The organism is Streptomyces sp. PSU-S4-23 (assembly GCF_055632315.1).
This window is the reverse complement of sequence record NZ_JBVMUU010000002.1, coordinates 5,975,231-6,000,057: the sequence shown is the minus strand read 5'-3', so window position 1 is coordinate 6,000,057 and position 24,827 is coordinate 5,975,231. Positions and strand designations below refer to the sequence as shown.

The following is a 24,827-nucleotide window of genomic DNA, read 5'->3' as shown; positions in this document are numbered from 1 at the left end:
GCCTCGCACGCCGGTGAGCTCCCGAAGACGTTCCCGAAGTAGAGACGATGCCCTCGCAGCAGTCCGACCCTCCCGACGACCGACTCACGCGACTACGCGGACCGCAGCCCCCTCAGCCGTACACCGCCCGCAAGATCACCGCCCTGACCGCCAATCCCGCCTGCGCCCGACGCGCCGTCCTCGACGCCGCCGGAGTGGACAAGGCACTGCTCGCCCAGCGGGTCGGATACGAGCCGCGCTTCGGCCAGTCACCCTTCGCCCTCGCCCGCGAACAGGCGTTCCACGACCTCGTAAAGTGGGGCAGCTACGCTGAACTCGTCCGGCTGCTGCGCGAGCAGCTCTCGGTCCGCGTCGAGGAGGCCCATGTCACCGACCTCAACGAGGTGGGGGGCAACACGGCCCTGCACATGCGCGAGGGGGAGACCCGGCGTCTCCTCGCGCACGTGGCCTCCGGTCAGGACGTACGGCTGATCCTCGACCGCCCCGTGCTCACCCTCGAAGTCGCCGGTCAGACGGCGTACTTGGAGCCGGACGCGCTCACCCACCGCATCGGGGGGAAGTTCCACGTCGTCGTCATCCGCTCGTTCGCGGCGATCGACGGCCAGGCCAACCCGACCGCCGTCGCCGAGGCGGCCAAGCAGGCCGCGGTGTACGTCCTCGCCCTGCGCCGCGCCTTCGGCACCGCCGGCCTGCCCACCGAGCAGATCTCCCACGAGTTCCTGCTCGTCTGCCCCAAGGACTTCTCCAACCGCCCCTACGGCCGCCTGATCGACCTCCGGCAGGAACTCGACGCCCTCCAGTTCCAGCTCTCGCGGCTGCGGCGCGCGGAGGACCTCGCGGCCGCACTCCCGGAGACGGCGACCCTGGACACGACCCGAGACATGGACGAACTCTCCTCCTCTCTGGAGGCGTTGGACGCGTCGTACACGCCCTCCTGCCTGTCCTTCTGCGAGATGGCTCGCTACTGCCGCGACGAGGCCGACGGATGCGCCTCCCCGGCCCGCCTGGGCAATGGCGTACGCAACGACCTGCCGGGCATCGACTCCACCCGCACTGCGCTCGACTACCTGGACGGCGTTGCCGCCCCGGGTGAGGCAGAGGCGGAAGCCGCCGCCCGGCTGCGCGACGCCGCCCGGCTGCGCCGGCTCCGCCGGGGGGCCGCATGAGCGTCCTGTCCACCGTCGCGGCGCTCACGGCGTCCCGTACCGGCCGTGCCGAACCGCTGACGACCGTCCGCCACCAGCACCTGGACGACAAGCCGTTCGTCCTGGTGCCGCTCACCCTCGCCGGCGAGGCGTGCGCGCCCCTGGCCGCGCTGGCGGGTACGGACCCCGAGCACCCGACCCTCCTCACCGTCCGCCAGCCGCGCAACCGCGCCGAACGCTTCCGGTTCGCCGAGCGCCTCGCCGCGCTCCTCCTCGCGTACGTCGACGGATGCCGGACGGAGACAGAGCCCTACACCGTCCGCCGCGGCAAGGAGAAGGAGGAACGCCTGCGCTTCCAGCGGGCTCCGCAACTCCTCGTGCCGAACGGCGAGGGCATCGCGTACGTGCGCCTACTCGGCCGGCTGACCAGACTGCGCGCCACCGAGGGGCCGTACGCGGTCGACCCGTCCGTGCCGGCCCTCGGCAAGTGGCTGACCTGGTTCGCGGACCTGGCCGAGTTCCCGGACTCCAGCGTGCTGCTCGCGATGACCCGGCTGCTTGCCGCGCACTGGGCCACGGGCCAGAGCCCTTCCGAGGACTCCCACCTCGCGTCCCTGCTCGCGTGGATCGATCCGCCGGAGGGCAGCGACGGCGCGCGGGCGGCGCGGGAGGCGGAGGACCCCGCCGTGTGGCCGCCGGCCGGTCCGTCCACGGACCCGGTCTTCGACCGAACCCTGCACGAGTTGATGACGCGCTACGACGAGGCGTCCGACGACCGCGGACGCGAGGCCGTCGGCCGCCAGATCGACCGTGAGCTGAGCGGCCAGATGCTGCCCACCTGGCGGCTGATGTGGCGCGGCGTGGAGCTGATCCGCGAGCTGCCGGAGGGCACCCACGTCCCCGGCCGCTGGACCCTCGACCGGCGCTGGTTCTCCGAGTACGCCGAGTACCTGGACGCCGACGGCCACCCGCAGGCCCGCCGCGACCAGGCCGTCAGAGCCGCCCGCCGCCTGGCCCGGCTGGAGGACGCCCTCGCCCGCTACGAGGCGCAGCGCGCGTACGACGACCCGCTGGTGATGGCGGAGTACGAGCTGACCGGCGAGGCGTTCACGGGCACGGTGACGGCCAGGGATGAGAACCGCTTCATCCCCGGCGCCCGTCCCGGCTCCCCGGTGTGGCGCCCGACGATCACCCTCCGCACCGACACCCGCGTCGGCCTCGCGGTCGGCACGGAGGTGAAGTCCCCCGCCCGGCCCGGCCAAGGAGCCCGGATCCTCGAGGTACGGCAGGAGGACGACGGCGGCCACACCGTGCTGCTCCAGCTCGAGGGCGGCTTCGAGAGAAAGCGCAAACCCCCGGCACCGGCCGGCACCCTCGCGGAGACCGGCGAGGAGCTGACGTACACCACGCTCAACCCCACCGCCATGCCGTCCGCCCTGCCCGACGAGGAGAACACCCCCTGGACCCACGGCGGTCCGCCCCAACCGTACGAACCCACCGACGAGGACGCAGAGGAGACCTGGGAGTGACCGCCCTCCTTCCCGACACCGGGGAGCCCGAAGCCCTCACCCCCGGCGAACGCGCGGACCGGGCGGTCGCGGGGATCCTGACCAGTCTCGACACCGCGCCCGGCCGGGGCGTCGTGGTGGACTCGCCTCCCGGAGCCGGGAAGTCCACGCTGGTGGTGAAGGCCACCGGGCACCTGACGTCCGCGGGCCACCAGCTCATGATCGTCGCGCAGACCAACGAACAGGTCGACGACCTGGTGAACCGCATCGCGCGGGAGCATCCCGGCCTGGCGCTCGGCCGCCTCCACGCCGGCGGCCACGTCCTCCCGCCCCGCGTCACCCGGCACCCCAACGTCACCGGGAGCAGCCAGGTGACGGACCTGCGCGACCTGCCCGTCGTGGTGTCCACCGCGAAGAAGTGGTCGTTCGTCACCCCGGCCACGTGCGCGCCATGGCGGTGGGTCATCGTCGACGAGGCGTACCAGATGCGCTCGGACGGGCTCCTGGCGACGGCCCCGCTGTTCGCCCAGGACGACTCGCAGGTCCTCTTCGTCGGCGACCCCGGCCAGCTCGACCCCTTCGCCACCGTGGAGACCGACCGCTGGCACGGCCTGACCTGGGATCCCCTGCGCAACGCGATCGACGTCACCCTCGCCCACAACCCCGACCTCGTCCGCCACCAGCTCCCCGTCTCCTGGCGCCTCCCGGAGACGGCGGCACCCCTGGTCGAGCAGGCCTTCTACCCCTTCTACCGGTTCGTCCCCGGCACGACGGCACCGGAGCGCGTGCTGTCGTACGCCACCATGCCCCACGGCTCCGACCCGTTGGACGACGTCCTCGCCCGGGCCGCCGCCTCCGGCTGGGGCCACCTCGAACTCCCTGCCCGCCACACCCTGGACCAGGACCCGGAGGTGGCCGAGGCCCTCGCGGCGACGGCGGCTCGGCTGCTTCAGCGCGGCGCGCTGGTCAACGGGGAGCCCCTGACCGCGGACCGCATCGCGATCGGCACGGCACGCACCGTCCAGGCGGACGCGGTCCGCTCCCGCCTCGCCACCCGCGGCCTGACCGGCATCACCGTGGACACCGCCAACCGCCTCCAGGGCCGCGAGTTCGACGTCACCCTGGTCTGGCACCCGCTGTCCGGCCGCCAGGACGCCTCCGCCTTCCACCTGGAGACGGGCCGTCTGTGCGTCCTGCTCTCCCGCCACCGCTTCGCCTGCATCGTGGTGGCCCGCGCCGGCATCCGCGACCTGCTGGACCGACATCCGCGGAGCAGTCCGGTGTACCTGGATGTGCCGCCCAAGTTTCCGGATGGCTGGCGGGCACATCAGGTGGTTATGGGGTGGCTGGAGCGGGGGGAGCACAGAACACGTGGCTGATCGGCACGCGCTCCGTCGTGACACAGGTTTCACCGAGAATGTACGACAGCCCTCTGCCATCGTCGGTGCTGCCGATGAACGGCGGTATTCCTGCCGGTTGTTCGGCTCCTCGTCACATCGTCTCAGCCGGTGTGGCTCTCACCGCGCTCGTGGCCGGGTTCAGTGCGGCTGATGGACTCGCTCTCCATCCAGAGTTTCTTCATCAGAAGCCGCCTGTCGTCCGGTGCCGGAACTCTCCGAAAGACGCCGGGAGACACCCGGTGAATGCAATCGACGCCATACCGGTGCAGCAACTGAAGTGCCCGCTCGTCGGGCGAATCAGGGAGCAGCACGGCAAGCCGGTCCACAGGACGCGGACTGTGCGGGGCGTAGTCCAACAACTGGGAGAGGGCTTCACGCACGTACGCGTGCCCGGTTCGGCTCTTCGCTTCGATCACCTCCACACTGTCAGGCCCCGGTATATAAATGTCACAAAGTCCGGCCGGAGAGCGGAAGCGCTCAGCAGCGATGGCGAGTGTGGCGCAGAACTCCATGACCAACGGCTGTTCCTGACGCCGGTAGAGAGTCGTCGCCGCCGCGCGCTCGAAGCTGACGACCGGCGTGTGCTGCTGTTCCAATGAAGCCCGCTGAACCGGGAGCGGATCGCGGGCAGGCGGCCTCTCGACCCCGAGTTGCTCCAACACCGTCCTGGTGGTTATGCGCAAACCCTCGATGACAGCGCGGGCTTTATCACCTTCGAGCACCAACTGACCAGGAAAGCCATAGTTCTTGGAATATCCGATCAGTTCAGCCAGTTCCTCGTATGGAACCTCAGCTGGGACGAAGTCCCGTAGGCTGTATACGGTATGCCAGCTCTTGCCTCCGGGCGATGGCGGCCACAGCATGTCGGCGACCTCACGGTTGACGAAGATGACGCCGACTTCTCCTACAGCCAGCACCTTTTTCGCCCCGGTGAACAGAGCTACGTCGCCTATACGAACGCTGGACATAGCCTTGTCATGAGTCGATGTGGCACCCCAGAAGCGGGCCACGCCCGTGGGATGGAAGCGGCTGAGCTGCTCAAGTTGCCGAGACGACAGATGCCTCGTCAAGGCCTCGCCGATGAAGGGCACTTCCCGCTCAAGCGTGTCGCGCCAATGTCTACGCGACTCCTTGCTCCCGTATGCCGGACACACGAGCACTCGCGCTTCGAAGTCGACGTCCGACACGGAGCCCGCCGCGCCCTGGGTGAGGTCAACCGCATGCACACAGCGATCATAACCGTAGATCAGCTAATCATACTAGTTATCGCATTCTTCCAGCCGCACTCCCTACTCGGGCAATCCCCCGTGCACGTAGGCGAGTTGTCCATGACCCTTGCACCAGAGGCACTTCGGGCCGCTCGGGGTGCCACTGGACGAGCGGAACGTCGCCAATGACGCCCGTCCGCACGCTGGCCGGCTCCGAGAACTCCTCCGACCACTGCGGGCCCGGGCTGCCGCACCACCGCTACACGTCCGTCACGTACCCCACGAACCACGACCACTCCTGGTGGCCGACGGCGAAGTGAGGGCGCGTCAAGTCCTTGGAGTCCCTTACCCGCACGGACTGTTCGGTGACGGCGACCTCGACGCAGTCGTCGCCCGAGCTGCCGCTGTAGCTGGACTTGAACCAGGCCAGTTCCGACGTGCTCATAGCTCTCCTCGGAGTCGCTCCAGCAGACCCCGGGAGTCTTTGGGGTTCAGGGCCTGCGAGCGCAGTGTGTCATAGCGCTGACAGAGGAGGCTCACCTCTTTCGGGTCAGAGATCAACCGGCCGTTCTCCTGCCCTTCGGAGTACGCCAGCCGTCGCCCGTTGGGTGTCTCCAAGAGGCGTACAGGACCGTCCATGCAGGCATGGAGCTCCGCATCTGACGGCATGACCTGCAGCGTCACATTGCGAGGCGCAGTACGGTCCAGCACGTAGTCCAGCTGGCGACGCTGCACGTCACGACCGCCCAACCTGCGCCGGAATACCGCCTCCTCCACAATGAAGTGGAAGGGAACAGTTGGCCGCTCCGGCAGCATCCTCTGCCGATCCAGCCTCGCCGCCACCTGAGCCTCCAACTGCTCGTCGGTCAGTAGCGGAATGCGGTTCTCGAATAGGGCCCGCGCATATCCCTCCGACTGCAACAACCCCGGCACCAGTCGACACTCGTACGTGCACAGGCTCACCGCCACCCGCTCCAGGCGGGCCCACTGCCGGAACCACGCCGCGAGCCCGGCATCCCCGCGCCCCCGTGTCACGTACTGCGACGCCTTCCGCAGCGCCCCCGTGTTCCCCAGCGCCTCCTCGGAGCGCTCCACCAACGCCACATCGGGCATCCGTCGTCCCAACTCCACCGACTCCACCGTGTGCTTGGAGAAGCTCACCAGGTTCGCGAACTCGGTCCTGCTGTACCCCGCGTGCTCGCGCAGTGCCTGCAGGAAGGCCCCGAACGTCCGCAGGCTGTCCGAGGGATCGGGCTCCCGGTCCGCCTCGCCGCCCGGCATGTCCTCGTCGTCCACCACACCGCCGCCGGTCATCCGCGGCCACCTCCGGTTCCATACCCGCGCAGTTCGCCGTCCCCCACCCGACCGCACCCAGCGTGACGCACGAACCGTCGTACCGTCCACGGAATGTGCCCGTACGCTGACACAGCGTACGGACCGCACCTCTGGAACGCGCCCCGCGCACCCGTCACCGTGGCCCCATGCGCGCAACGACACCCCAACTCAACGCCCCCGTACACACGTTCTCCCAGCTTCTGTCGTCCACCCGCCGCGGAGCCCGGCTCGCCCGTCTCCTCGCCGCCGAGCAGCTCCGCGCGTGGCCCATGTCACCCAGGGTCACCGAGCGCGCCGAGCAGATCGTGGCCGAACTCGCCACCAACGCCTACTTGCACGGTCGCGTTCGAAGCCGCGACTTCCGGCTCACCCTCAGCCTCGACGCCACGGCCGGCCTGCTCCGCATCGCCGTCACCGACGCCCGGGGCGAGCGCCTCCCGTCGCCGCCGGCGGAATGCGGAACGCCCCTTCGACGCCGAGTCCGGCCGCGGCCTGCTCCTGGTAACCGCCCTCGCCGACCGCTGGGGCGTCGAGCCGTACCCGCCCGGCGGCAAGACGGTCTGGGCCGAGTGCGCCTGCGAGACCTCGGCCCGGACGTGCGCGACAAACGCACCCGCGTGACAGTCGACCGTCAGACGGCGACCACGTGCACATCTGACGGCGCGAGGACCGTCAGGTAGACATGGATGTCCCCCGGGTCGGTGGTGAAGACCACCGCACTGCTGTGCCGGGCCGCTGCCAGGGCCACCCAGGCGTCCACCGCGTCCGGCCGCTTCTTCGCCAGCAGGGCCACCCGCCCCAGAGCGGTGCCGATGCGCCGCCAGTCCGCGAGGTCCGGGCCCGTCGCACAGGCCAGACACTCCGGACGGCCCGCCTTCACCTCACGCATGGGCGGCTCGGACGTACAGGCCTGAGGGACGTTGCAGTCCTTCAGGACGCCGGACAGGGCGTACACCAGCGCCGGCTGGGGGCACCACACCTGGGCGAGGGACCGGGGCGGAGCACCAGCGCACGGTGCGGGACCGTGCGCAGTCCCTCGCGGAGAGCCACGGGCTGGGTCACCGGGCGATGACGACGCGGGTGCCACCGAAGTTCGCGACGATCTCCAGCTTGCCGCCGAGCGCGGCGACGTATGCCGCCACGGTGCCGACCTCCGTCGAGACGGCCTTACCGCGTTCGATGGCGGACACCCGCTCCTGCCGGACATGCATACGCGCCGCAACCTCGCTCTGGGTGAGACCGAGCTCCTGGCGCACCTCGGCCAGCCGGTGGGCGCGCGCCTGCGCAACCAGCCGTTGGGCGCCCGCCCTGATCTCGTCGAGATCGTCCTCGTCGAAGATCTCGTCCCTTACCTCGTCCCAGGGGTGGAACGTGTCCATTGCTCACTCTCCTTCGCGCCGTTGTTCCAGGTAAGCCAGCCACTGCCTGTAGCGCACCTCGGCCAGAGGAATCGACCGGCGGTACCACTCCGACCATTGCCCCGCCTTGTCGCCGGCCACCAGCAGAACGGCGCTGCGTTCGGGGTCGAAGACGAACAGGATCCGGATCTCACTGGTTCCGTTGGAGCCCGGGCGTAGTTCCTTGAGGTTGTGCAGAGTCGATCCCTTGACGCGGTCCACCAGCGGCCTTCCCAGATCGGGCCCCTCATCGACCAGCGCTTGGACTGCCTGTCCCACCAACCGCGCGGTGGCCCGGTCAGCCTTCCTCAGTTCGTGCAGCCAATCACGTACCTCCCCGGCCATCTCAAGATGCCAAGCCATGCCACCACACCATCGCGTAGTACCTACCCATACTAGTACGCTGGCATACTGTTCGAGGCTTCGCGGGTGAATGCCGGGGTGTACGTCGAAAGAGTGGTGTGCGGTACCTCAGGGACGGGATACCGGTCGCGTGGATCCCGGCCCCGCGACCGGTGACCATCGTCGGATCATGGCACGACGACCGCCGTGGACGCCCGGCGGCCGGCTACGCCGTTCCCCTCCCCAGGGAGTCCAGCACCCGCTGGACGTCGTCCCGCCAGGCAAGCAGCTCCCCCTGCGTGGGAGCCAGCTCGTACCCGTGGTAATGGCAGGCCCGGCTGAGGCCGGCCCAGGTCGCCGACCAGCGGCGGGCCGTGTCGGGGTCGGCGTAGGACTCCAGGCACAGGGCCTGGGCGTGCGGCGGGCAGCGGGACAGCTGCGGTTTGCGGGCCTGCCAGTAGCGGCGCAGGGCCTCTTCGAGGGCGTGGCGCAGCAGCAGTGCCACGGCGCGCGGCCAGACGCCCGTGGTGGAGGCGGTGGCCGTGCCGAGCAACCGGTCCGCGCCCGCGAGCAGTTCCTCCGGGGTCGAGGTGGACGGCGGCGGAGGCGGGAGGGTCGCGGGGAGCCGGGGCGGGCGCGCGGACGGGACGGGCGTGGCCGGGCGGATCGTGGTCACAGGATTCGCACCGCCTTCGCGAGGTCCGCGGTGCGGCGGATGATCTCGTCCACGTCGTCGACGGGCACGGCTTCGTGGGAGCCCTTGTTGCACCACCGGATGTGGTCGGCGGCCTGCTGGTCGTAGGCCCGGGTGAGGTCGGTCATGGTCTCGGCCACCCGGTCGGTCTCCCCGTAGAGGGCGAGGGAGGCCAGTTCGGTGAGCTTGTGGGCCTTGGCGATGCGCTGCTCGATCTCGGCGTGCGGCAGGCCCGTGCCGAGGAGTCGGCGCCGGGCCGGTTCGAGGAGGGCGGCCTCCAGGGCGGTGCGGCACAGGCCGGGCAGGACGCGGGCTACGACGTCGCCGGGCAGGTCGCGGGTCCTGGCGAGGGCCTTCGCGTCGTTGAGGGCCTGTTTGACGGGGTCGTCGCCGGAGCGGACGCGTACGGCGGAGCGCTCGCGGCGGTCGATGGTGAGGACGGTGGCGGGCAGCCGCAGGTACTTCAGGGCCTGCGGCAGGCGGGTGTCGTGGGTGAAGACGATGACCTGGCGGTGTTCGGCGAGGAGGGCGAGGACGCGGGCGAGGCCGTCCACCTTGGCGGGGTCCATGGATTGCACCGGGTCGTCGATGACCAGGAACCGGAAGGGATTCTCCGGGAGGAAGGTGCGCGGGAGGAAGAGGGACAGGGCGAGGGAGTGGAGTTCCCCCTGGCTCATGACGCCGAGCGCGGGGGCGTCGATGTCGTCGACGGTCACGTCGAGGGCGACCTTGCGCTGGGTTCCGGAGCCACCCAGGCGGACCGGGCCGAGGGCGACGTTGCTCTGCTGGCGCAGGTTGGACCAGATGCGCTGGGCGTCCTCGGCGATGGGCCGCATCCGGTCGGCTCGGATCTCGTCATGGGTGGCCTTGAGCCACTTCTGGGCGGCCTTGACGCGGGCCAGGTGCGGGGCCGCCTGCTCGGCCGCGTGGGCCTTGTCCAGCCAGGCGGCGAGCGCCCGCGCGGCATCGCGCCAGGTGTCGTCCTGGTCGGCGAGGCGTCCCGCGGCCTCCAGGCGGGTGACCCGTGCGGCGTCGGCGGCGATCCGTGCGGCGTTCTCGGCGGCGGACGCCAGCGCGGCCGGGTCGGAGACGGTACGGCACCGCAGCCAGTGGTCCCAGGCGGCGGCGATCTCGGGCGGCAGCCAGTCGGGGGGCACCGCGGCCAGGTCGCGGACGGCCTGCGCGGCCGCGTCGAGTTCCCTGCGGGCGGTGAGGACCTGCTCGGCCTCGGCGCGCAGCCGGCGTTCCTGCTCGGCGGCGTCCCGTGCCCATTCCTCGTCGAGGCGGGCCGTGCCGCCGCACACCGGGCAGGTGTCGAGGGCGGGGTGGGCGCGGTGGTGGGCGAGCGCGCGGGCGAGGAGCTCGGCGCGGCGCAGCGCGTCCTCGGCGGACGTGCCCCGCAGGTCCTCGGTGGAGGCGATGGCTTCGCGCAGCCGGGTCACGGCCGTGGCAACCGCCTCGGTGTCGGGTCCGGTCAGGGTGGAGCGGCGGCGCAGGTCGAACAGGAGCGACTCGTCCGCCGGGCCGGTCCCGGCGGCCAGCTCGGCGGCTCGTTCGAGGTCCGGGCGCCGCCCGCTCAGTGCGGTGCGGGCGGCCCGGGCGCGGGGGTCGTCGGTGCCGTCCAGGAGGGTGAGCAGGGCGGGCAGTTCGGCCTTGGCTTCCTTGGCTGGCGCCTCGTACGCGCGGGCCGGCTCGCGCAACCACTTATCGGCGGCGGCGAGTTGCTCCAGCCCGAGGATGGAGGCGACGGCGTCGTACATCTCGCTGGGCTTGCCTCCGATCACCTGGCCGAGTTCGGAGTACGACAGGAAGGGGCGGTAGGTCGCCAGGTCCTCCTGCCAGCCGAGGTCGGGGAGGGGGACGGGGGCGTGGCCGGGCCGGTCGAGTTCGGCGGTGGAGTCGGCGACGTCGTCCCCGTGCCAGGTGCGCAGCACGGTGGCCGGTTCCGGATCGCCGTCGATGCGCAACTCCACGGCGACCTGGGGTTCCTGGCCGTGGTGGAGGTTGCGCCAGCTCTTGCGCCAGATGTCGCTGCGGCCGCGCCAGCGGGCGTTGTCGCCGGTCAGCGTTATCTCGACGGCTTCCGCGAAGCTCGACTTGCCGGAGCCGTTGCGGCCGGTGACCAGGGTGAGCCCCGGGCCGGGGGTGAGGGGGAGGCGCGCGGTACGGCCGATGCCGCGGAAGCCGCTGACCGTGACGGACTGCAGGTAGGCGCCCGGCATCCGGCCGCGCACCGGGCCGTCGTCCTGGAAGGCGGTGAGCAGGACGGCCCGGGTGCCCTCGTCGAGGTCCGAGCCGGCGAGCCGCCCGGTGATGAGACGGGCGAGGGTGCCGGCCGCCGGCTCCTGGGCGGGCGGCCCTGCGGGAGACGGGTCCGGGGCGGGATCGGCGGGTACGGGCATGACGGGACTCCCGTGGAGGCGATGGCTGCGGAGCGAGGGGCCGGACTGGCCGGCGGCAACTGGACGACAGGGGGCGCACGGAAGCAGCGGTGCAACGCGGGGTCGTGTGCCGTGAGTTGTGGACGACCATAGCCCACACAGACCCAATAATGGAACTCTTTGGAACTTCATGGAGATCATTGGGCCCGGGGCCGGGGCGTGACACCACGGCACCCGTACTCACAGACGCCACTCCTCGAAGAGCACCCCCAGTAGCTCCTCCTGCCTGGCCTTCAGCACCTCAGGGGTCCACTCGGCGTGCTGGAGCACCTGGCTGGTCAGCGCGAAGGGGACCACTCCCCCGCGGCCGGTGAAGTACTTGGCCTTCTTGGCGGTGAAGTCGTAGTTCTGGGCCGCCGAGTTCTTGGCGCGGTTCAGCAGCACCAGGTTTCCCAGACGGTGCGTCCACTGGGCACGCTGCTCCTCTTCGAACAGCCCGACCCACTGCGAATCGGCCTTCGGGGTCTGCGGCAGCACGTGCTCCACGGTGATGAGCGGGTGGTCGTACGTCACTCCCTGCCCGCGGGCCAGCACCTCGTCGAGCCGCAGCAGCACGTACTTGCGGATCTTGCCGACCAGATAGAGATCGCCGTCGAGCCTGGACCGGGTCTCGGCCTTCTCGTCGTCCCTCAGTTCGAGGGCCGGGGAGTCGAGGCCCTGTCCTTCGTCGAGCTGCCGAAGCAGCTCGGCGTAGCGTGTGACGCGAGGGGTCGTGTAGACGCGGCGGACGAACATGCTGGCCGACAGCCGCTCCAAGGCCCGCATGAACGTGTCGAGCCATGCCGGGTCGTCCTCGTGGTGGCGCAGTGCCCAGAGGGCGGCGGGCCGCCAGTCGTAGTTGTCGACCTGCTGGAGCCTCCTGAACCAGGCGTTGACCGCCTCCGCACCCGAAGCGGACTCATAACGTGCTTCACGGATCTGGGCATAGGCCTCGGCATACGGCCGGACGACGTCATGGACGAAGGCCTCGGCTCTGCCGGGGAGGTAGCGGCTGAGCACCTGCTCCGGGAACTCCTTGAGCAGCTCCTGTTCCGCCCGCTTCTTGGCGAAGATCATCCGCAGGTGGAGGAAGAGTTCCGCGAAGTCGTCGCGCCCCAGCATCTCCTCGGCGTCCTCCCAGGTGGTGGCGCACGCCTCGGACGCCTCCGCCCCGAGATCCCCGATGATCTGCGACTTGAAGATGTCGGTGGGGGACAGGTCCAGGCCGCGGGAGTTCATGACGCTGAAGATCCGGTGTGCGCTATCGAGGTCAGGAGTGCTGACGACGACCAGGAACGTCCGCTCGGCGAGCATCTGAGCCAGTTCCAGCCGGCGTTCCTCGGTCAACGCGGTGAGGGTGGTGTGAAGGACTGTCGCGTTGCGGAGAACGGCCTTCTGCGCGTCGGTCCGCAGGGCTTCCTCCTTGAGCGTCAGCAGAGTGCCCACCGCGCCCTTCGTCTGCACGTACTTCTCGAAGAACTCCGCGTCACGGCTTCGCAGAGTGAGCCGCGGCCTCGGGGCGAGCCCACGGATCTTGGCCCCGGGCTCCATTACCAGCCGGTCGAGGTCGCCGCGTAGTTCCGGATCGTCGGTCAGGTCGCGTAGAACCGACAGGAGGATGGTCAGGGTCGTGAGGCGCTGCTGGCCGTCGATGACATCCGCCTTGGGGACCGCGCTGTTCTTGACGAGCACAACGGATCCGAGGAAGTACGGCTCACCCGTCCCACGGTCCAGGGCTTCCTGCAGGTCCATCAGCAGTTGAGCCGCCTGCTCCTCCTGCCAGGCATAGGGGCGCTGGTAGTCAGGTATCTGGAAGTCGTAGTCACTGCTGAACACCTTGTGCAAGGGCATCTCGTGCGCCTCGAGCTTCTGCATGCCCCGATGATGTCGGAAATATGGAGCTCCGCGGCCCTAATCCGACGCAACTACTCTGCACCAGCGGCGATTCCATGGCAGCAGGGCCATCCCACGCCTGGACGAGGGCTTCACCGTCCACTGCTGTATCGACGACAGCGTGAGCACCCGCCGCGTCCGGCATAAGGTTCAACAGGGACCGGAAGTCCGTCATCCCTCTCAGCCAGCGCTCAGCCGCGCCCGTCTCCCTTGCCCCACGCGTCTGCGTGCCACCTCAACGCCCGCCGCGCATAGGTGACACCGAGCCGGACGACCTGCTCGATCGCCAGGTCTGGTGCGGGGATGCTCCGGTAGACGAAGTCGGGCGCGAACCCGTTGAAGGCCAACGGAGCATTCGGGGCGGTTACAGGTCGCTCGGGACCGGTGTCGCCCAGCAGGGTGCGCGCCCGGTCGAAGCAGAAGTAGTCGGCGTAGGCGCGGGCCTCCTGTTCGCGGGCCGCCCGCCGCGTCGGGCCGGGCCCGTGGCCGGGGCCCGGGCCGGTCAGGCAGACCAGCCGGAACTGGCCTTCCTGGATCTGCCACCCGAAGCAGGGGGCCGTCTCCGCGGTGAACATCTCCACGATGCCCTGGCCCCGGCTCATCGCCGTCCGCACGATGACCCCGTCCTGCTCGATCTCCCGCGCCAGCTCTGCCCGGACGAGGCTCGAGACGTGCAGGCAACGCATCTTCTGCACGGTCGCGTCCAGTCGGGCGCGCTTGAGGATCGCGACCGCTTCCTCTGGCAGCAGCAACGGCTCCGCCCCCGCGGGGGTGCCGACCTCGGCGGCCAGTCGCACGAGCTTGTCGATCAAGTCGAGCCAACGCTCGAACACGTCGGCGCCGAACCCATCCGTTCGCCGGAGATCGGGCAGACAGGGCCGCAGCGCAGCACACAGGTCCTCGTAGCCGCGGTAACGCCAGGTCAGACCGTTCGGGGTCCTCCATGAGCCGTCCTGCCAGCCGGGAGCGGCCAGGCTGAGCAGTATCAGGACGGGATGGTCCAGGCCGTGGAGCTTGCCCGCCGCGTACGCGTTCAACTGGTCGGTGTCCGGGAGCGAGAACACCTTGTTCTCGATCACCAGCGGGCTGTGCCCGGGATGCTCCACGACCAGATCGAGGTTGCGCCACTCCCGGCGTACCCGCGCCTCGCGTGCATGGCCGGTGCGGGGTACCTGCCAGGCGTCCAGCAATGCCTCGCCGACGACTGGACATCGGTCGAGGTACCAGGCGAGGGTGTCGCTGTGGAACAGTTCCTTGCTGCCTCTGGACATCGCGAACACCACATCGCCGGTCAGCGACTCCACCAACGTCGCGAGCCGGGCGAACGAGTCGTCCAACACCTTGCCTCCTCAGTACCCCGCGGACACATTCGATACTTGATGAATTGATCAGTATCGAATCTCGACGAGGCGCCCTTCTGCGTCCGGCTCGGGCACTTCAGGAACCCGGCCCGCTGTCCCGAGCGCGATCCGGTGCGCCGACCAGGCCGCGACAGCAGCGTCGAGCACGTCGTCCACGGGAATGCGGTCCGCCTCGCCAATCTCGTCCGGGAGCACGAACCCGGCCTCGGCAAGCAGGGAGCGGCGCAGGTTCTGGCCGCGCCAGGTCTTCTTGGCGTAAGCCGGCGGCACTCCGCCGGCCAAGGCGTAGAAGGACACCTCAGGGTGGACCTCGTGGATCCGCTCATCGGCGAGCCAGCACGCCCGCGCCTCAAGCAGCTTCGGTCTCAGCGCCCACGCCTGCCGGCTCAGCCGATTGCCGGTGAGCTCCTGACATCGGTCGGCGGCCGCCCTGTAGTCCTGCTCCTGCCACGCCATCCTCGGCGCTATGGGGAAAACGCTGCTGCGCCGCATCCCGAGCAGCGCCCTGGCCGCGAGATCTGCGGCACGCCAGCCCTTCTCGACCAGGCCCAACGGCATGTCCACCGCGATCGCATCCACCTCGGCGGCGCGCTCGATCAGCCTCTCGAGCCGGGGATCCACCAGGCTGCCCGCGTACGCGCCGTCCGTGAGCCTGATCCCCACCCACCCCTGCTTACCACAGGCGTCGACCCCAAGGACGTCCATCCCACCCCACCCCTCGCGCACAAGCCCGAGCCGCAACGTAGCAGCACCCGCAGTCCCAGAAACCACCGCCAGCCGCCGTCTTCATCTGTCTGTGCCCTGCCGGGGACTCGCACCTACGGCCTCTGCCAACGTTCTACCGGTTCAGCCGGACGACAGTCTCGATCACCAGCTGCCCGCCCCCGCCCAGCGGTCCTCCCTGTGCCCATGTCCCGAGTCCCCCGCCCAGCAATCGAACCTGGCCCCAACAACCGCGTTGTTTCATAGGTCCTGGCGGTGCAGGACTGCTTTCCCGCGTTGTATACGCGGCAGGCACTCGTCTTGATGCTTCCAGCAGCCGGTGCGGGGCCGAGGGGCCCGCTTGACTCGAGTCGCGCGCTGTCCCTCAAGGACGCCTCTGTACTGACCGGTCGAATGGCCGGCCTGCTCTCGTACGAGACGCGAGCGTGTGCGAGGCGGCATTCTTCCAGGCTGCGCATGAACTAGATCACGCCACCTCGCCGCTTGTCGCGTTGCGCCTGCAACGCTCGCTACGAGAGGATGTTCGAACTGTGTGAGGTCTGCCTGACGCGGTGGCTCAGAGGCGATCGAGTAGCCGCGCAGACGCGCGCACGGGGGAAGGAAGTTGGCATGGGGCCACCGCCCGTCCGGAGCTCGACAAGAGCACCGTCGGCTGGGCGAGATGCGCGAGACGCCGGGGCCTGCACGGCAAGTATGCAACGTTTCCACGGGGGTTCGGCATGACGAAGTGGGACATCTCATCGTCCGGCGTGCAGTTCGTGACCTCGCTCGTCGAGGACGCGATGGACGACCTGGCCAAGGACGTCAAGGCGTACGGCAAGAACGTGGAGAGCGCGGCCGGTTCGGCCGGCACGATCAGCGGACCGTACTGCGGGCCCGCCCCGACCGGACCCGTCGGCGCGGCACTGGCGCTGTTCGTGGACCAGACCGCCCCGGACGTGCTGTTCCTCGGTGCCCGGGCCGCGAAATCGGTCAACGGCGCGCGCGAGGCCACGGCCTACTACGTCGCCGGGGATCTGCACATGGCCGCCACCGCCGAACACAAGGCGCTCGCCACGCCGAAGATCGACCTGCCCGGCCAGGGCGGCAACACGGCCGAGAGCAAGGGCAAGGGGGCCGGGGAAAGGTGATCGACCCCTCCGGCATACCCCAGTTCACCGGCGACCTCAGCCAGCTCGACAAGGACGTCTCCGCGCTGCGCACAGACGCCATCGGCATCCGCAACCGCGGCATGGACGTCCACTCCCGCTTCCAGATGCTTGAGGCCTACTACACCGCGCCCGAAGCGGACAAACTCTTCGCCACCACACAGCCGGTCATGGACAACGCCGACGGCTTCGCCACCAAACTGGAGACGGTGGCCGACGCGCTCGACACGTACTCCGCCGAGGCCCGCCCGCTCGCCAAGCGGCTGGCCCAGCTCAAGGCGGACGCCCTCGACTTCGTGGCCGGCGTCGAAGGCCACGACGACTGGACCCAGGACGAGAACAAGGTGCACCGGCACCAGGAGCTCCTCAACGGCGTCACCTCCGCGCAGTCCGCCTTCCAGGACGCGGAACGCCGCGCCGCATCCAAGATCTCCTCGATCGTGGGCGGGCCGAAGTTCGTCACCGACGACGGCAGCCACACCGTCGACAAGAAGACGGTGATGTACGGCTACGGCCTCGACGCACTCCGACACGCCAAGGAACTGCCCTGGGGCACGCCGGAGCAACAGACCTACGAGGCGTGGAGCCTCGACTGGTTCGGGCACGGGGCCAAGAGCTTCGTCTGGGACGGCCTGGTCAAGGACAACATCGAGGGCGGTCTCGACGGCCTGTACACCCTGTTCGGCGGGCATGGCTCCCAGGCGGCGGGGCAGGCCTGGAGCGGCTTGAAGGACGTCGTCACCGGTATCGGCCTGTACACCATCACGCCCTACGACGCCTTCATGGACTGGGCCTTCGGCCCCGACAAGGAGAGCGCCGACGAGATCCGCTCCAAGAAGGCGGCCAAGGAGTTCGCCAAGAGTCTCGTCGCGTGGGACAAGTGGGACGAGAACCCGGCGCGCGCCTCGGCCACCGTCGTCTTCAACGTCCTCACCCTCGGCGCCGGCCCCCTGGCCGTCGCCGCGAAGGGCAGCGAGGCCGGCGCCCTGGCCAAGGGCGCGTCGGTCGCAGCCAGGGTCGGCGAGTTCATCGACCCGGTCTCCGCCGGCCTCAAGGCGACCGGCAAGGCGATCAACACCCTGCCGAAGCTCTCCGACGTCACCTCCAAGATCTTCACCGGCGTCGATGCGTCGACCGGTGCCGGGCGCCTCCACAGCGTGATCGAACTCGACGACGGCTCCAAGGTCGTCGTCCGCGACGGCGAGTTCATCGCCTACGACAAGCAGGGCCACGTCATCTCCGACACGCCGAAGCAGGAACGATCCGTCACTGCGAGTGCCGGGACGGACCAGGTGCCGGCGCATGAGCGGGAGCTTGCAGGTGTGGGCAGCGGGCCGCAGCCCTCACAGGTGTCCGCACATGCAAGCGAATCCGGCAGCAGTCATAGTGGTGGCGTAGGTGGCCACAGCTCGGTAGTCGACCACGACTCGCCGCGTAACAACGGCCATGGTCAAACCAACGGCCCCCTTGCGAGCCACGACACCCCGGGCAGCCCCGACTTGCACCACTCTGGAACGGATGCCACCGGGGACGGCCATCCGGCTGGCAGCGATCATGGTTCCGGTGGCACGGGCGGCGCACATGGGGGCGGCAGTGGAGGCGAGCTGACGCCCGCCGAACGCCGCAAGATCGACCTCGAACAGGCGTGGAAGGCCAACCACGACGAAGCGTGGCGCAAGAAACACTACGACGCCATTGGGCGACGGCTCCAAGCCGACGGCGTTGACGAGAACGGCCACCCACTGGTCAAGCTCACCGAAGGAAAAGATGGCAAGTTGGTTCCTGCGGACGATCTACCGTGGGCTCCGGGCGAGAAGTACCGACTGGGTCCGGTGCGTCTTGGAGAAGACACCGTACGTCCCAACAACCTCGACGAACTGAACAGACTTGCTGCCGACCGAAAGAACTCCATGCACTTGACGGCGGCAGAGAAGGACTTCACACACGATCCAAGCCCTGAGCACGCCCGTGCACTGCAGGAGGCGCAGGAAGCATTCGGTGTCGACCGCGCGAACAACAGCAAGGTCGGCGAGAAACTCGGCGAGGGTGCCGCTCGGCTTCACGTCATGCCCCATGAGTTTCCTGACGCCACGAGGATCGAGGACCTGCCGCGCACCGGAAACGGCGCGAATGAATTCGACGATGTGTACCGTCGCAAGAACGGCAACATCATCATCGTCGAAGAGAAGGCACCTAACGCGGATTTGGAACGCCGAAAGGGAACCGGACCAGCAAAGGGCTTCAGAGTCAAGCAGGGAACTTTGCCCTATGTCGAGACCATCGTCACCGAAATGGAAAAAAGGGGCCCCCGAGACAAACGGCTCGCAGCTGAAATCCGCCGGGCTATGCGCCGCAAGAAACTGGAGTACGTCCTGGTCAAGGCCAACGAAAACGATGGCACGTATGCTGGTGCCGTGCTCAAGCACTTCAAGATTTTCTGAGGAGAGATCGAGTGGTCGTGACCGTCCCGCGCCATGACTTCCCCACCGACGACGTGGCGGAAGGGCTGGGGGTGCTCAGGGAGAGTCTGGCCTGGGCTGTGGAGGATCTCGAAGAGGTGCCCCGAGCGATCCAGGACGCGTTCAGTGTCTCCCTGACGCTGGCGGAGTCGTCCTGCGCTCTGGACCCCGCGGCCGGTGAACTCGCTACCTGGGACGCATGGGTGACTGCCATGCAGTCCGGTTCGGCGGTGTTCGCCGCGGCCCTGGCCACGGAGGGCACCGTGGAGTGCAGCGTCGAGCACAAGGTCAGGAACATTCCGGCGAGCGGCCCTGTGTACTACGCAGACGCGGGCAGCTGGGTGACCACTTTCTTTCTGGCCGTCGTCTGCCGCGACAAGGATCGGCTGTCCGCCCTGTGCCAGGTGCCGATCCCGCTGCTGAGGCAGGCCGGCGCGGACTACGACGACTACATCTACGACTGGATCAATGTACTTCAGTCGTACTGGCAGGGCCGGCCAGGCGTCGGGGACAGACTGGTCGCCGCGTTTCAGGGCACCGCGCCGGAGGCTGCTCGGGCAGCGGACCCGGACCTCATGTTGAAGATCCTCTACCCCCCGCTCAACCTGTTCTTCCGGTACATCCAGCAGGACCACGCGCAGTTCAACACGGCGCTGACCGATGCGCTCCGGGCTCACCGGGAGTACTGGACGGCCGACGAGGAGCGGCTGTCGAACCCCGATGGTTACGTCGCACTGGGCCCGCTGGCCATGGCCTGCTTCGCCTACGACGCCGGTTTCCCGATCGAGGTCGAATCCGAGTATCTCCCTCGTCACCTCCTCCTGGGCTCGAGGCTCGGCGAAGGGCGGCCCTGACGCAGACCCGGCAGGCCCTCCCGGTTTGGCAGGTGGCCGAAGGCCGTGACAGCCCAGACGGCACCGCAGCCTCGTCATGACCGGCGAACGCGTCGAAGGCCGGCTCTCTCCCAGCCTGTGCCCTCCCCGCAGCCTCCCGGCCGCAGCATCGTGGGCCGCAGCGGCCGCCGACACCAGCCCATCCATGCTGCCCTCACAGCGGAAGACACTTCGTGACCAAGGACGTCATCGCCCTCACCCCCACGATGCCGGACCTGCGCACCCTCCTCGCAGGTCTGTACGCCGGCGGCCCCGACCTCGCCGTCGGCACCATGGCCGACGGCGCCGTCGTCCAGCTCTGCGCCCCCGACGGCCGCCCCCTCGTCTCCGTGGAGGCACCGATACCCGTGCACGTCCCGGGCGAGGTGGCCCGCCTGCTGGACTGCCCCGTCCCCGACGGGCCCGTTTGGTGGACCGAGGCACGGGCCTCCACCGCCGTCGCCGAGGCCGGTCGGCTCGCGGGCTCCTTCGCCGGCCGCCTGGCCACCGTGCTCGGCGGCACCGTCTGGCCGCCGGAAGCCGCCACCACCGACGTGGTGCCCCTGACCACCGACATCTCCGCCGTCCCGGTCCCCGCCACCGCCGTCCCCGCCGTCGACGTCCTCACCCCCAGCACCGCCGTCGTCATCCAGGACCGCCCCCTGGTCACCATGACCAGCTGGCTCGCCGACGCCCTCCGCGCGGCGGCGGAAGACGAGCGCGCGCTGCACATCGTCACCCCGCCGACCGCCCGCCTCACGCTGCCGACCCGCGCCGCCCTGCGCGCCCTGCCCAACCGCTGGGTCGTCCAACACCCCGAACACGGCTACTACGACGGCCTGTCCGGCGCCGTACTCCACTGGAAGAACGGCACGTTCGCCCCCGTCCGCGACGAGAACGGCACCCCCACGGTCGCCGCCACCTTCACAGCCGACACTCCGACTCACCAGCGGCAGCTCCTCCTTGCGCTGCACACCCGCCACCCGGCCCATGAGCAACTCGTCCTCGGCAACGCCCTCGAAACCGCCTTCCAGCACCTCACCGGCGCCCCGCCCGCCGGCTGGAGCACCGCCGAACCGGTCAGCCTGCCCTGGTCCACCCGCCGGCTTACCGAGTTCGCCCGCACCCGCGCACCCCAGCCCACCTGGCTGACCGCCGTCGGCCACCCCGACCGCCCCGCCCTGGCCACCGTCGGCATCCTGCGCACCCCGGCGGGCGTCGAAGAGGACATCACCCTCGCCCTTGGCTACGGCCGCGACGAAGAGCCACCCCTGGACGCGATCGAACCCCTCGCCGCAGCCCTCGCCGCCGAACACGGCCTCGTCTCCCTGCTCACCTCACTCCGCGCCGCCCGCCGCGACCTGACCATCCCCCCGAGCCTCGAACCCCTGCCCATCCCCACAGCGTTCACCCTCGGCCCCGACGAGACCGAGACCGTGGGGCTCACCCACGCCGAGCACCCGCCCGCCGGCCCCACTCCCAGACGCCTCGGTCCCCCGGCCCGCCCCGCTCTCCACTACCTCCTGGGAGACGGAACCGACCCCGAGGCATGGTCCACCTTCCAGCAACTCGCCCGGCATCTGAAGCAGGCAGCGGACGTCAATGCCACCCCGCCGCGCGGCCGCGGGTAACACGGCGGCGATGGACGCCCCGCCCCAGCATTCCGCGTACACGTCCGAGTCCTGCCAACCCACGACCGTGTGCCAACGATCTATCGGTTCAGCCGGACCACGGTCTGGACCACCAGCTGCCCGCCCCCGACCAGCGGTCGTCCCTCTGCCCGTGCTCCGTGTCCCCCGCCCGGGCCACCCAGGGCATGAGACCGCTGTCGTCGTCGCCGGTCGTAGTGGCCAATTCATGCGCTCGTGCCCGGTGATGGGGCAGTGGCTCTGCAAGGCCTGGCTCTCAGCCGCCGACGAGGGCGACGAGCTTGATGAAGACCAGGCTGGAATCGGCGGTGAGATCCACGACTTCGTCGAGCTCCTCGACCTGGCGATCGCCGGCCAGCACGAAGAAGCCGTTGGCCAGGAAGGCGCGCTCGGCGATCTCGGCCTGGCGTTCCCAGTCGATGCTGCGGGGTTCGCGGAGTCGGTGGCCGTTCAGCTCCGTCTCGGCGTCGTGGGGGCGGACGAGGCCGTTGAAGCGGATGCTCGGGCGGGCGTTGTGCCGGGCGACCTCCTCGCGGACGCGGAGCCTGATCAGCTCCCGTACCGTCATCCGGGCCGGCAGCCCGGCGACTTCCCACTCGGTGACCGGCTTGCCCGTCGCGGTCTCGTCCCGGAACGTCACGGTGGCCATCAGGCACCTCGCTTGATCTGCGTGAGAATGGACTCGTCGGTGATCTCGGTGTCGGCGGCGAGCAGGAATGCCTTGCTGAGGATCAGGGAGAGGCGGTCGTCCTCGAACGGCAGGAAGACCTTGGCGTCGCCCGGGCGCCGTGACGGGACGATGCACAGGTAGCTGTCGTCCGGTTCCATCAGGATGTTGGCCGACCCCAGGTGGATCTTGTATGTGCGCAGATCGCCGTGGACCAGCAGGAAGCGGCCGTCGAGCCTGCACCGGTCGGCGATCTTCAGGCGCGGCAGGATCCGCTCCAGCGCCTCGCGGCGGACCTCGGCGCTCGCCGTCAGCGCACCGAATGTGGCCGTCCGCCAGTACGCGGCATAGCGGTCCTCTCCCCGGTCGGTCCAGTCGGGATCGGCGGCGATCGAGGTCACGCCCACGAAGAGGTCCACGTCGCGCATCGCCTCGCTGAACACCAGCGGGGGCACCTCCGCCAGTGCAACCTCCCGCCAGCGCCGGCCGTCCCGCCGCTCGAAGCGGACCTGGTCCGTCGCGGCGTGATCCGGCGCGTAGCCGCCGCCGTCGTCGTCCGCGGCGGGCTCGTGGTGGAAGCAGGCTCGCCATGCGCCGTCGCCGAACTCGGCCCGGGCGTTCCCGTCGTAGCCGCCGTCGTACCGGCCGAGGAAGTTGGCCTGCCAGCCGCGTTCCTTGAACAGCGCGTAGAGCTGCGGGTAGTGGACGATGTGGGCGGCGAATCGGTTGGAGTAGACGCCGGTCTCCTCCTCCGCCGGGGTGAGCAGGTAGATCTCCCGGAACGCCTGTTTGAACGGCTGCCGCAGCCGCCCGGCGACGAGCCGCTCCCGCCACGCCCTGATGTCGTGGGTCGACGCCCGGATCGGGTGCCACAGCCGGACGCGCTCGGGCCGGCCTGGCGGCTCGGCCGTGGGTGCCACCGCACGCCACTCGGCGTCGGCGTCCTCGGCGTTCTGGAACTCCCAGATCAGGCCGCGGACGAGAACCCCGGTCACCGGGTGGTCGCGGTAGAAGCGGCACCACTCGTCGTACGGCCACTCGCGCCCGGCCGACATCAGCGCCTCGACCCGGGCCCGCTCACCCGACAGCGTCGCCCGCACCTCCTTGGCCAGGGCCTTCAACTGCTGGAGCTCGTCCGGGAAGCCGTCCTTCACTGCCGCCGGAGCCGTGCGGGACGTCGTCCCGTCGGGGTGGGTGAAGGTGAGCCGTACGGTCGTCGCGGCCTCGATCGCCACTCGTACCCGATGTCCGCCCAACTCCCGTTCCAGCGAGCCGTCCGGCGCCAGGCCATGGTCCGGCACACTGCGCTCGATGAGCTGCTCCGCCGTGATGCCCTGCTTCCCGGCAGCCGTCACCAGTGCGGTGTCGAGCTGCTTGCGCAGAGCCCGGTGCTTGATCCGGGACCGCAACCGCCACAGTGATTCCAGAGACGCCGGGTCACCGGACTCGGCCAGCGCGTTGATCGCCGCGCCCGCGAGTTTGAGGTCCTCCATCATGCCGGTTCCCGGACCGCCGGTCCGCAGAGCGAGCGCGTCGAGGTGCCGCACCGCTGCCGGTCCGCCGGTCAGCGTCGCGGCCCAGACGACGCCGCGCGTCAGGTCCCCGTCGTTCTGGTGGACGAGGTAGTGGTAGTGGTGATCGCCGTGGAGCCAGCCGGTGTGCGCGCCGCTTCCCCTGCTGCAGAGCGGATCGTCCTCGGCCAGCGCCCGAAGGACGTCGGCCACGAGGTCCCGCGCCGATGCCGCGTCCGCGAGTTCGAGGCAGGTCCGCCGCCACTTCTGCGAGGGGCGCGGGCTGGACAGGCTCGCCAAGTGCCTGACGAAGGACGCGAGTTCCGGCGTCGGCGAGGTCTTCGCACGGTCCCTCAGCGGGGAGGCCCAGGGAGCGTCGGCGGGGATCAGCCCCTCGGGGATGTGCGCCTCGTCCACGCTCGCGAGCAGCGCGCGCAGGCGCTGGGTGAGCAACGTCCGCGAGCGCGCGTCGACCGTGGTGTCCATGACCTCCGCGTGGGCGTGCCCCAGCCAGGGCATGACCGCGCGGCGGCCGTCGGTGTCGAGCTGGTCGGCGGCGTTGAGCACGAGTTCCAGCGAGCCGGCGAACCAGTGGCCCATGTGGTGTTCGGTGGCGCGGAGCAGCATCACCGCGACCTCGTCGGCCGTCCAGCCCCGCACTCGTGAGACGAGGGAGCCGATCTCCGTGTGGTACTGCCACAGGCTCGCGTCGTCGAGGCAGGAGGCCAGCATGAGGCACAGGACCGCGGCCCTGCCCTCCTCGTCCGCGCAGGCCGCGAGCCGCTCCTCGATCTCGCCCCGGGTCGCCGCGCCGGCCGCCTCGAATCGCCGGTATCCGGGCCCCATGGACCGCCGGAACTCGGTCCGCTGACGTTCCAGCAGGTCGACGAGCCAGCGGGTGCGGGCGAGCGCGGCGGACCTCACGTCGTCGAGCGGGTCGTTCCTGCGGGATTCGGCCACCAAGGCGTCGTAGAGCATGGCGGGATGATGGCAGGGGGGACTGACAACGCCATCGGCTCGAAGGACCGTCGCGTCTGTTGACGCTTCGGGACCGCCAGGTCCACCGCTCCTGAGGCCCGTAGCCCGTGTGCATAC

The 24,827-nt window shown here is 69.8% G+C and carries 20 protein-coding genes and 1 pseudogene; 8 read left to right on the top strand and 13 right to left on the bottom strand.

Going from position 1 to position 24,827, the window contains the following annotated elements:
- Positions 1-47 precede the first annotated feature (47 nt).
- The 3 genes from ACZ79I_RS27440 to ACZ79I_RS27430 are packed head-to-tail and all read left to right on the top strand — an operon-like array spanning position 48 to position 4,032.
- Entirely contained in the window at positions 48-1,166 is a 1,119-nt protein-coding gene (locus ACZ79I_RS27440) for a hypothetical protein (RefSeq protein ID WP_471500387.1), read from the top strand.
- Entirely contained in the window at positions 1,163-2,674 is a 1,512-nt protein-coding gene (locus ACZ79I_RS27435; RefSeq protein ID WP_471500385.1) for a hypothetical protein, read from the top strand. Before ACZ79I_RS27440 ends, ACZ79I_RS27435 begins: the two co-directional genes overlap by 4 nt.
- Positions 2,671-4,032 carry an AAA family ATPase gene (locus ACZ79I_RS27430; RefSeq protein ID WP_471500383.1) on the top strand — a complete coding sequence of 454 codons (1,362 nt, stop codon included), beginning with the start codon at positions 2,671-2,673 and terminating at the stop codon, positions 4,030-4,032. The genes ACZ79I_RS27435 and ACZ79I_RS27430 overlap by 4 nt, the downstream gene beginning before the upstream one ends.
- Before the next feature lie 122 nt (positions 4,033-4,154).
- Here the strand turns inward: ACZ79I_RS27430 and ACZ79I_RS27425 are convergent, their stop codons facing one another.
- From ACZ79I_RS27425 to ACZ79I_RS27415, 3 genes are all read right to left on the bottom strand, one after another.
- A complete protein-coding gene (locus tag ACZ79I_RS27425) occupies positions 4,155-5,279 on the bottom strand; it encodes a hypothetical protein (RefSeq protein ID WP_471500381.1) in 1,125 nt (374 codons plus the stop codon).
- A gap of 241 nt (positions 5,280-5,520) precedes the next feature.
- Positions 5,521-5,706, bottom strand: coding sequence for a DUF397 domain-containing protein (locus tag ACZ79I_RS27420; protein WP_471500379.1), 186 nt, complete (start codon positions 5,704-5,706; stop codon positions 5,521-5,523).
- Positions 5,703-6,575 carry a helix-turn-helix domain-containing protein gene (locus ACZ79I_RS27415; RefSeq protein WP_471500377.1) on the bottom strand — a complete coding sequence of 291 codons (873 nt, stop codon included), beginning with the start codon at positions 6,573-6,575 and terminating at the stop codon, positions 5,703-5,705. The genes ACZ79I_RS27420 and ACZ79I_RS27415 overlap by 4 nt, the downstream gene beginning before the upstream one ends.
- A 167-nt stretch (positions 6,576-6,742) precedes the next feature.
- On the opposite strand from ACZ79I_RS27415, the pseudogene ACZ79I_RS27410 reads away from it, so the two are divergent.
- Positions 6,743-7,217, top strand: a pseudogene (locus ACZ79I_RS27410) (ATP-binding protein).
- Between the two features lie 10 nt (positions 7,218-7,227).
- Here ACZ79I_RS27410 and ACZ79I_RS27405 read toward each other — a convergent pair.
- From ACZ79I_RS27405 to ACZ79I_RS27370, 8 genes are all read right to left on the bottom strand, one after another.
- Positions 7,228-7,485, bottom strand: coding sequence for a hypothetical protein (locus ACZ79I_RS27405; protein WP_471500375.1), 258 nt, complete (start codon positions 7,483-7,485; stop codon positions 7,228-7,230).
- A gap of 169 nt (positions 7,486-7,654) precedes the next feature.
- The gene (locus ACZ79I_RS27400; protein WP_381091279.1) at positions 7,655-7,975 is read right to left on the bottom strand and encodes a helix-turn-helix domain-containing protein; all 321 of its coding nucleotides are present in this window, start codon (positions 7,973-7,975) and stop codon (positions 7,655-7,657) included.
- 3 nt (positions 7,976-7,978) lie between these two features.
- Positions 7,979-8,356, bottom strand: a complete 378-nt coding sequence (locus ACZ79I_RS27395) for a type II toxin-antitoxin system RelE/ParE family toxin (RefSeq protein ID WP_471500373.1) — start codon at positions 8,354-8,356, stop codon at positions 7,979-7,981.
- Between the two features lie 205 nt (positions 8,357-8,561).
- Positions 8,562-9,011 (bottom strand): hypothetical protein, encoded by a 450-nt coding sequence (locus ACZ79I_RS27390; protein ID WP_471500371.1) that lies wholly within the window; start codon positions 9,009-9,011, stop codon positions 8,562-8,564.
- Entirely contained in the window at positions 9,008-11,431 is a 2,424-nt protein-coding gene (locus ACZ79I_RS27385; protein WP_471500369.1) for an AAA family ATPase, read from the bottom strand. The genes ACZ79I_RS27390 and ACZ79I_RS27385 overlap by 4 nt, the downstream gene beginning before the upstream one ends.
- Positions 11,432-11,650: 219 nt before the next feature.
- Positions 11,651-13,324 carry a DUF262 domain-containing protein gene (locus ACZ79I_RS27380; protein WP_471500367.1) on the bottom strand — a complete coding sequence of 558 codons (1,674 nt, stop codon included), beginning with the start codon at positions 13,322-13,324 and terminating at the stop codon, positions 11,651-11,653.
- 209 nt (positions 13,325-13,533) lie between these two features.
- On the bottom strand, positions 13,534-14,682 hold the full coding sequence (locus tag ACZ79I_RS27375; RefSeq protein ID WP_471500365.1) for a PD-(D/E)XK nuclease family protein: 1,149 nt from the start codon (positions 14,680-14,682) through the stop codon (positions 13,534-13,536).
- 48 nt (positions 14,683-14,730) lie between these two features.
- Positions 14,731-15,408 carry a DUF429 domain-containing protein gene (locus ACZ79I_RS27370; RefSeq protein ID WP_471500363.1) on the bottom strand — a complete coding sequence of 226 codons (678 nt, stop codon included), beginning with the start codon at positions 15,406-15,408 and terminating at the stop codon, positions 14,731-14,733.
- A gap of 737 nt (positions 15,409-16,145) precedes the next feature.
- Between ACZ79I_RS27370 and ACZ79I_RS27365 the strand changes: the two genes are divergently transcribed.
- From ACZ79I_RS27365 to ACZ79I_RS27350, 4 genes are all read left to right on the top strand, one after another.
- Complete coding sequence (locus tag ACZ79I_RS27365) at positions 16,146-16,556, top strand: DUF6507 family protein (protein WP_471500361.1); 411 nt, start codon at positions 16,146-16,148, stop codon at positions 16,554-16,556.
- Positions 16,553-19,015: a hypothetical protein gene (locus ACZ79I_RS27360; RefSeq protein ID WP_471500359.1), complete on the top strand. Its 2,463-nt coding sequence runs from the start codon at positions 16,553-16,555 to the stop codon at positions 19,013-19,015. Before ACZ79I_RS27365 ends, ACZ79I_RS27360 begins: the two co-directional genes overlap by 4 nt.
- Before the next feature lie 11 nt (positions 19,016-19,026).
- Positions 19,027-19,887 (top strand): immunity 49 family protein, encoded by an 861-nt coding sequence (locus ACZ79I_RS27355; protein ID WP_471500357.1) that lies wholly within the window; start codon positions 19,027-19,029, stop codon positions 19,885-19,887.
- 212 nt (positions 19,888-20,099) lie between these two features.
- Positions 20,100-21,536 (top strand): DUF6177 family protein, encoded by a 1,437-nt coding sequence (locus ACZ79I_RS27350; RefSeq protein ID WP_471500355.1) that lies wholly within the window; start codon positions 20,100-20,102, stop codon positions 21,534-21,536.
- Positions 21,537-21,810: 274 nt separating this feature from the next.
- Here the strand turns inward: ACZ79I_RS27350 and ACZ79I_RS27345 are convergent, their stop codons facing one another.
- A complete protein-coding gene (locus tag ACZ79I_RS27345) occupies positions 21,811-22,203 on the bottom strand; it encodes a hypothetical protein (RefSeq protein WP_471500353.1) in 393 nt (130 codons plus the stop codon).
- Positions 22,203-24,710 (bottom strand): DUF4132 domain-containing protein, encoded by a 2,508-nt coding sequence (locus ACZ79I_RS27340; protein WP_471500351.1) that lies wholly within the window; start codon positions 24,708-24,710, stop codon positions 22,203-22,205. Before ACZ79I_RS27340 ends, ACZ79I_RS27345 begins: the two co-directional genes overlap by 1 nt.
- Between the last annotated feature and the right edge of the window lie 117 nt (positions 24,711-24,827).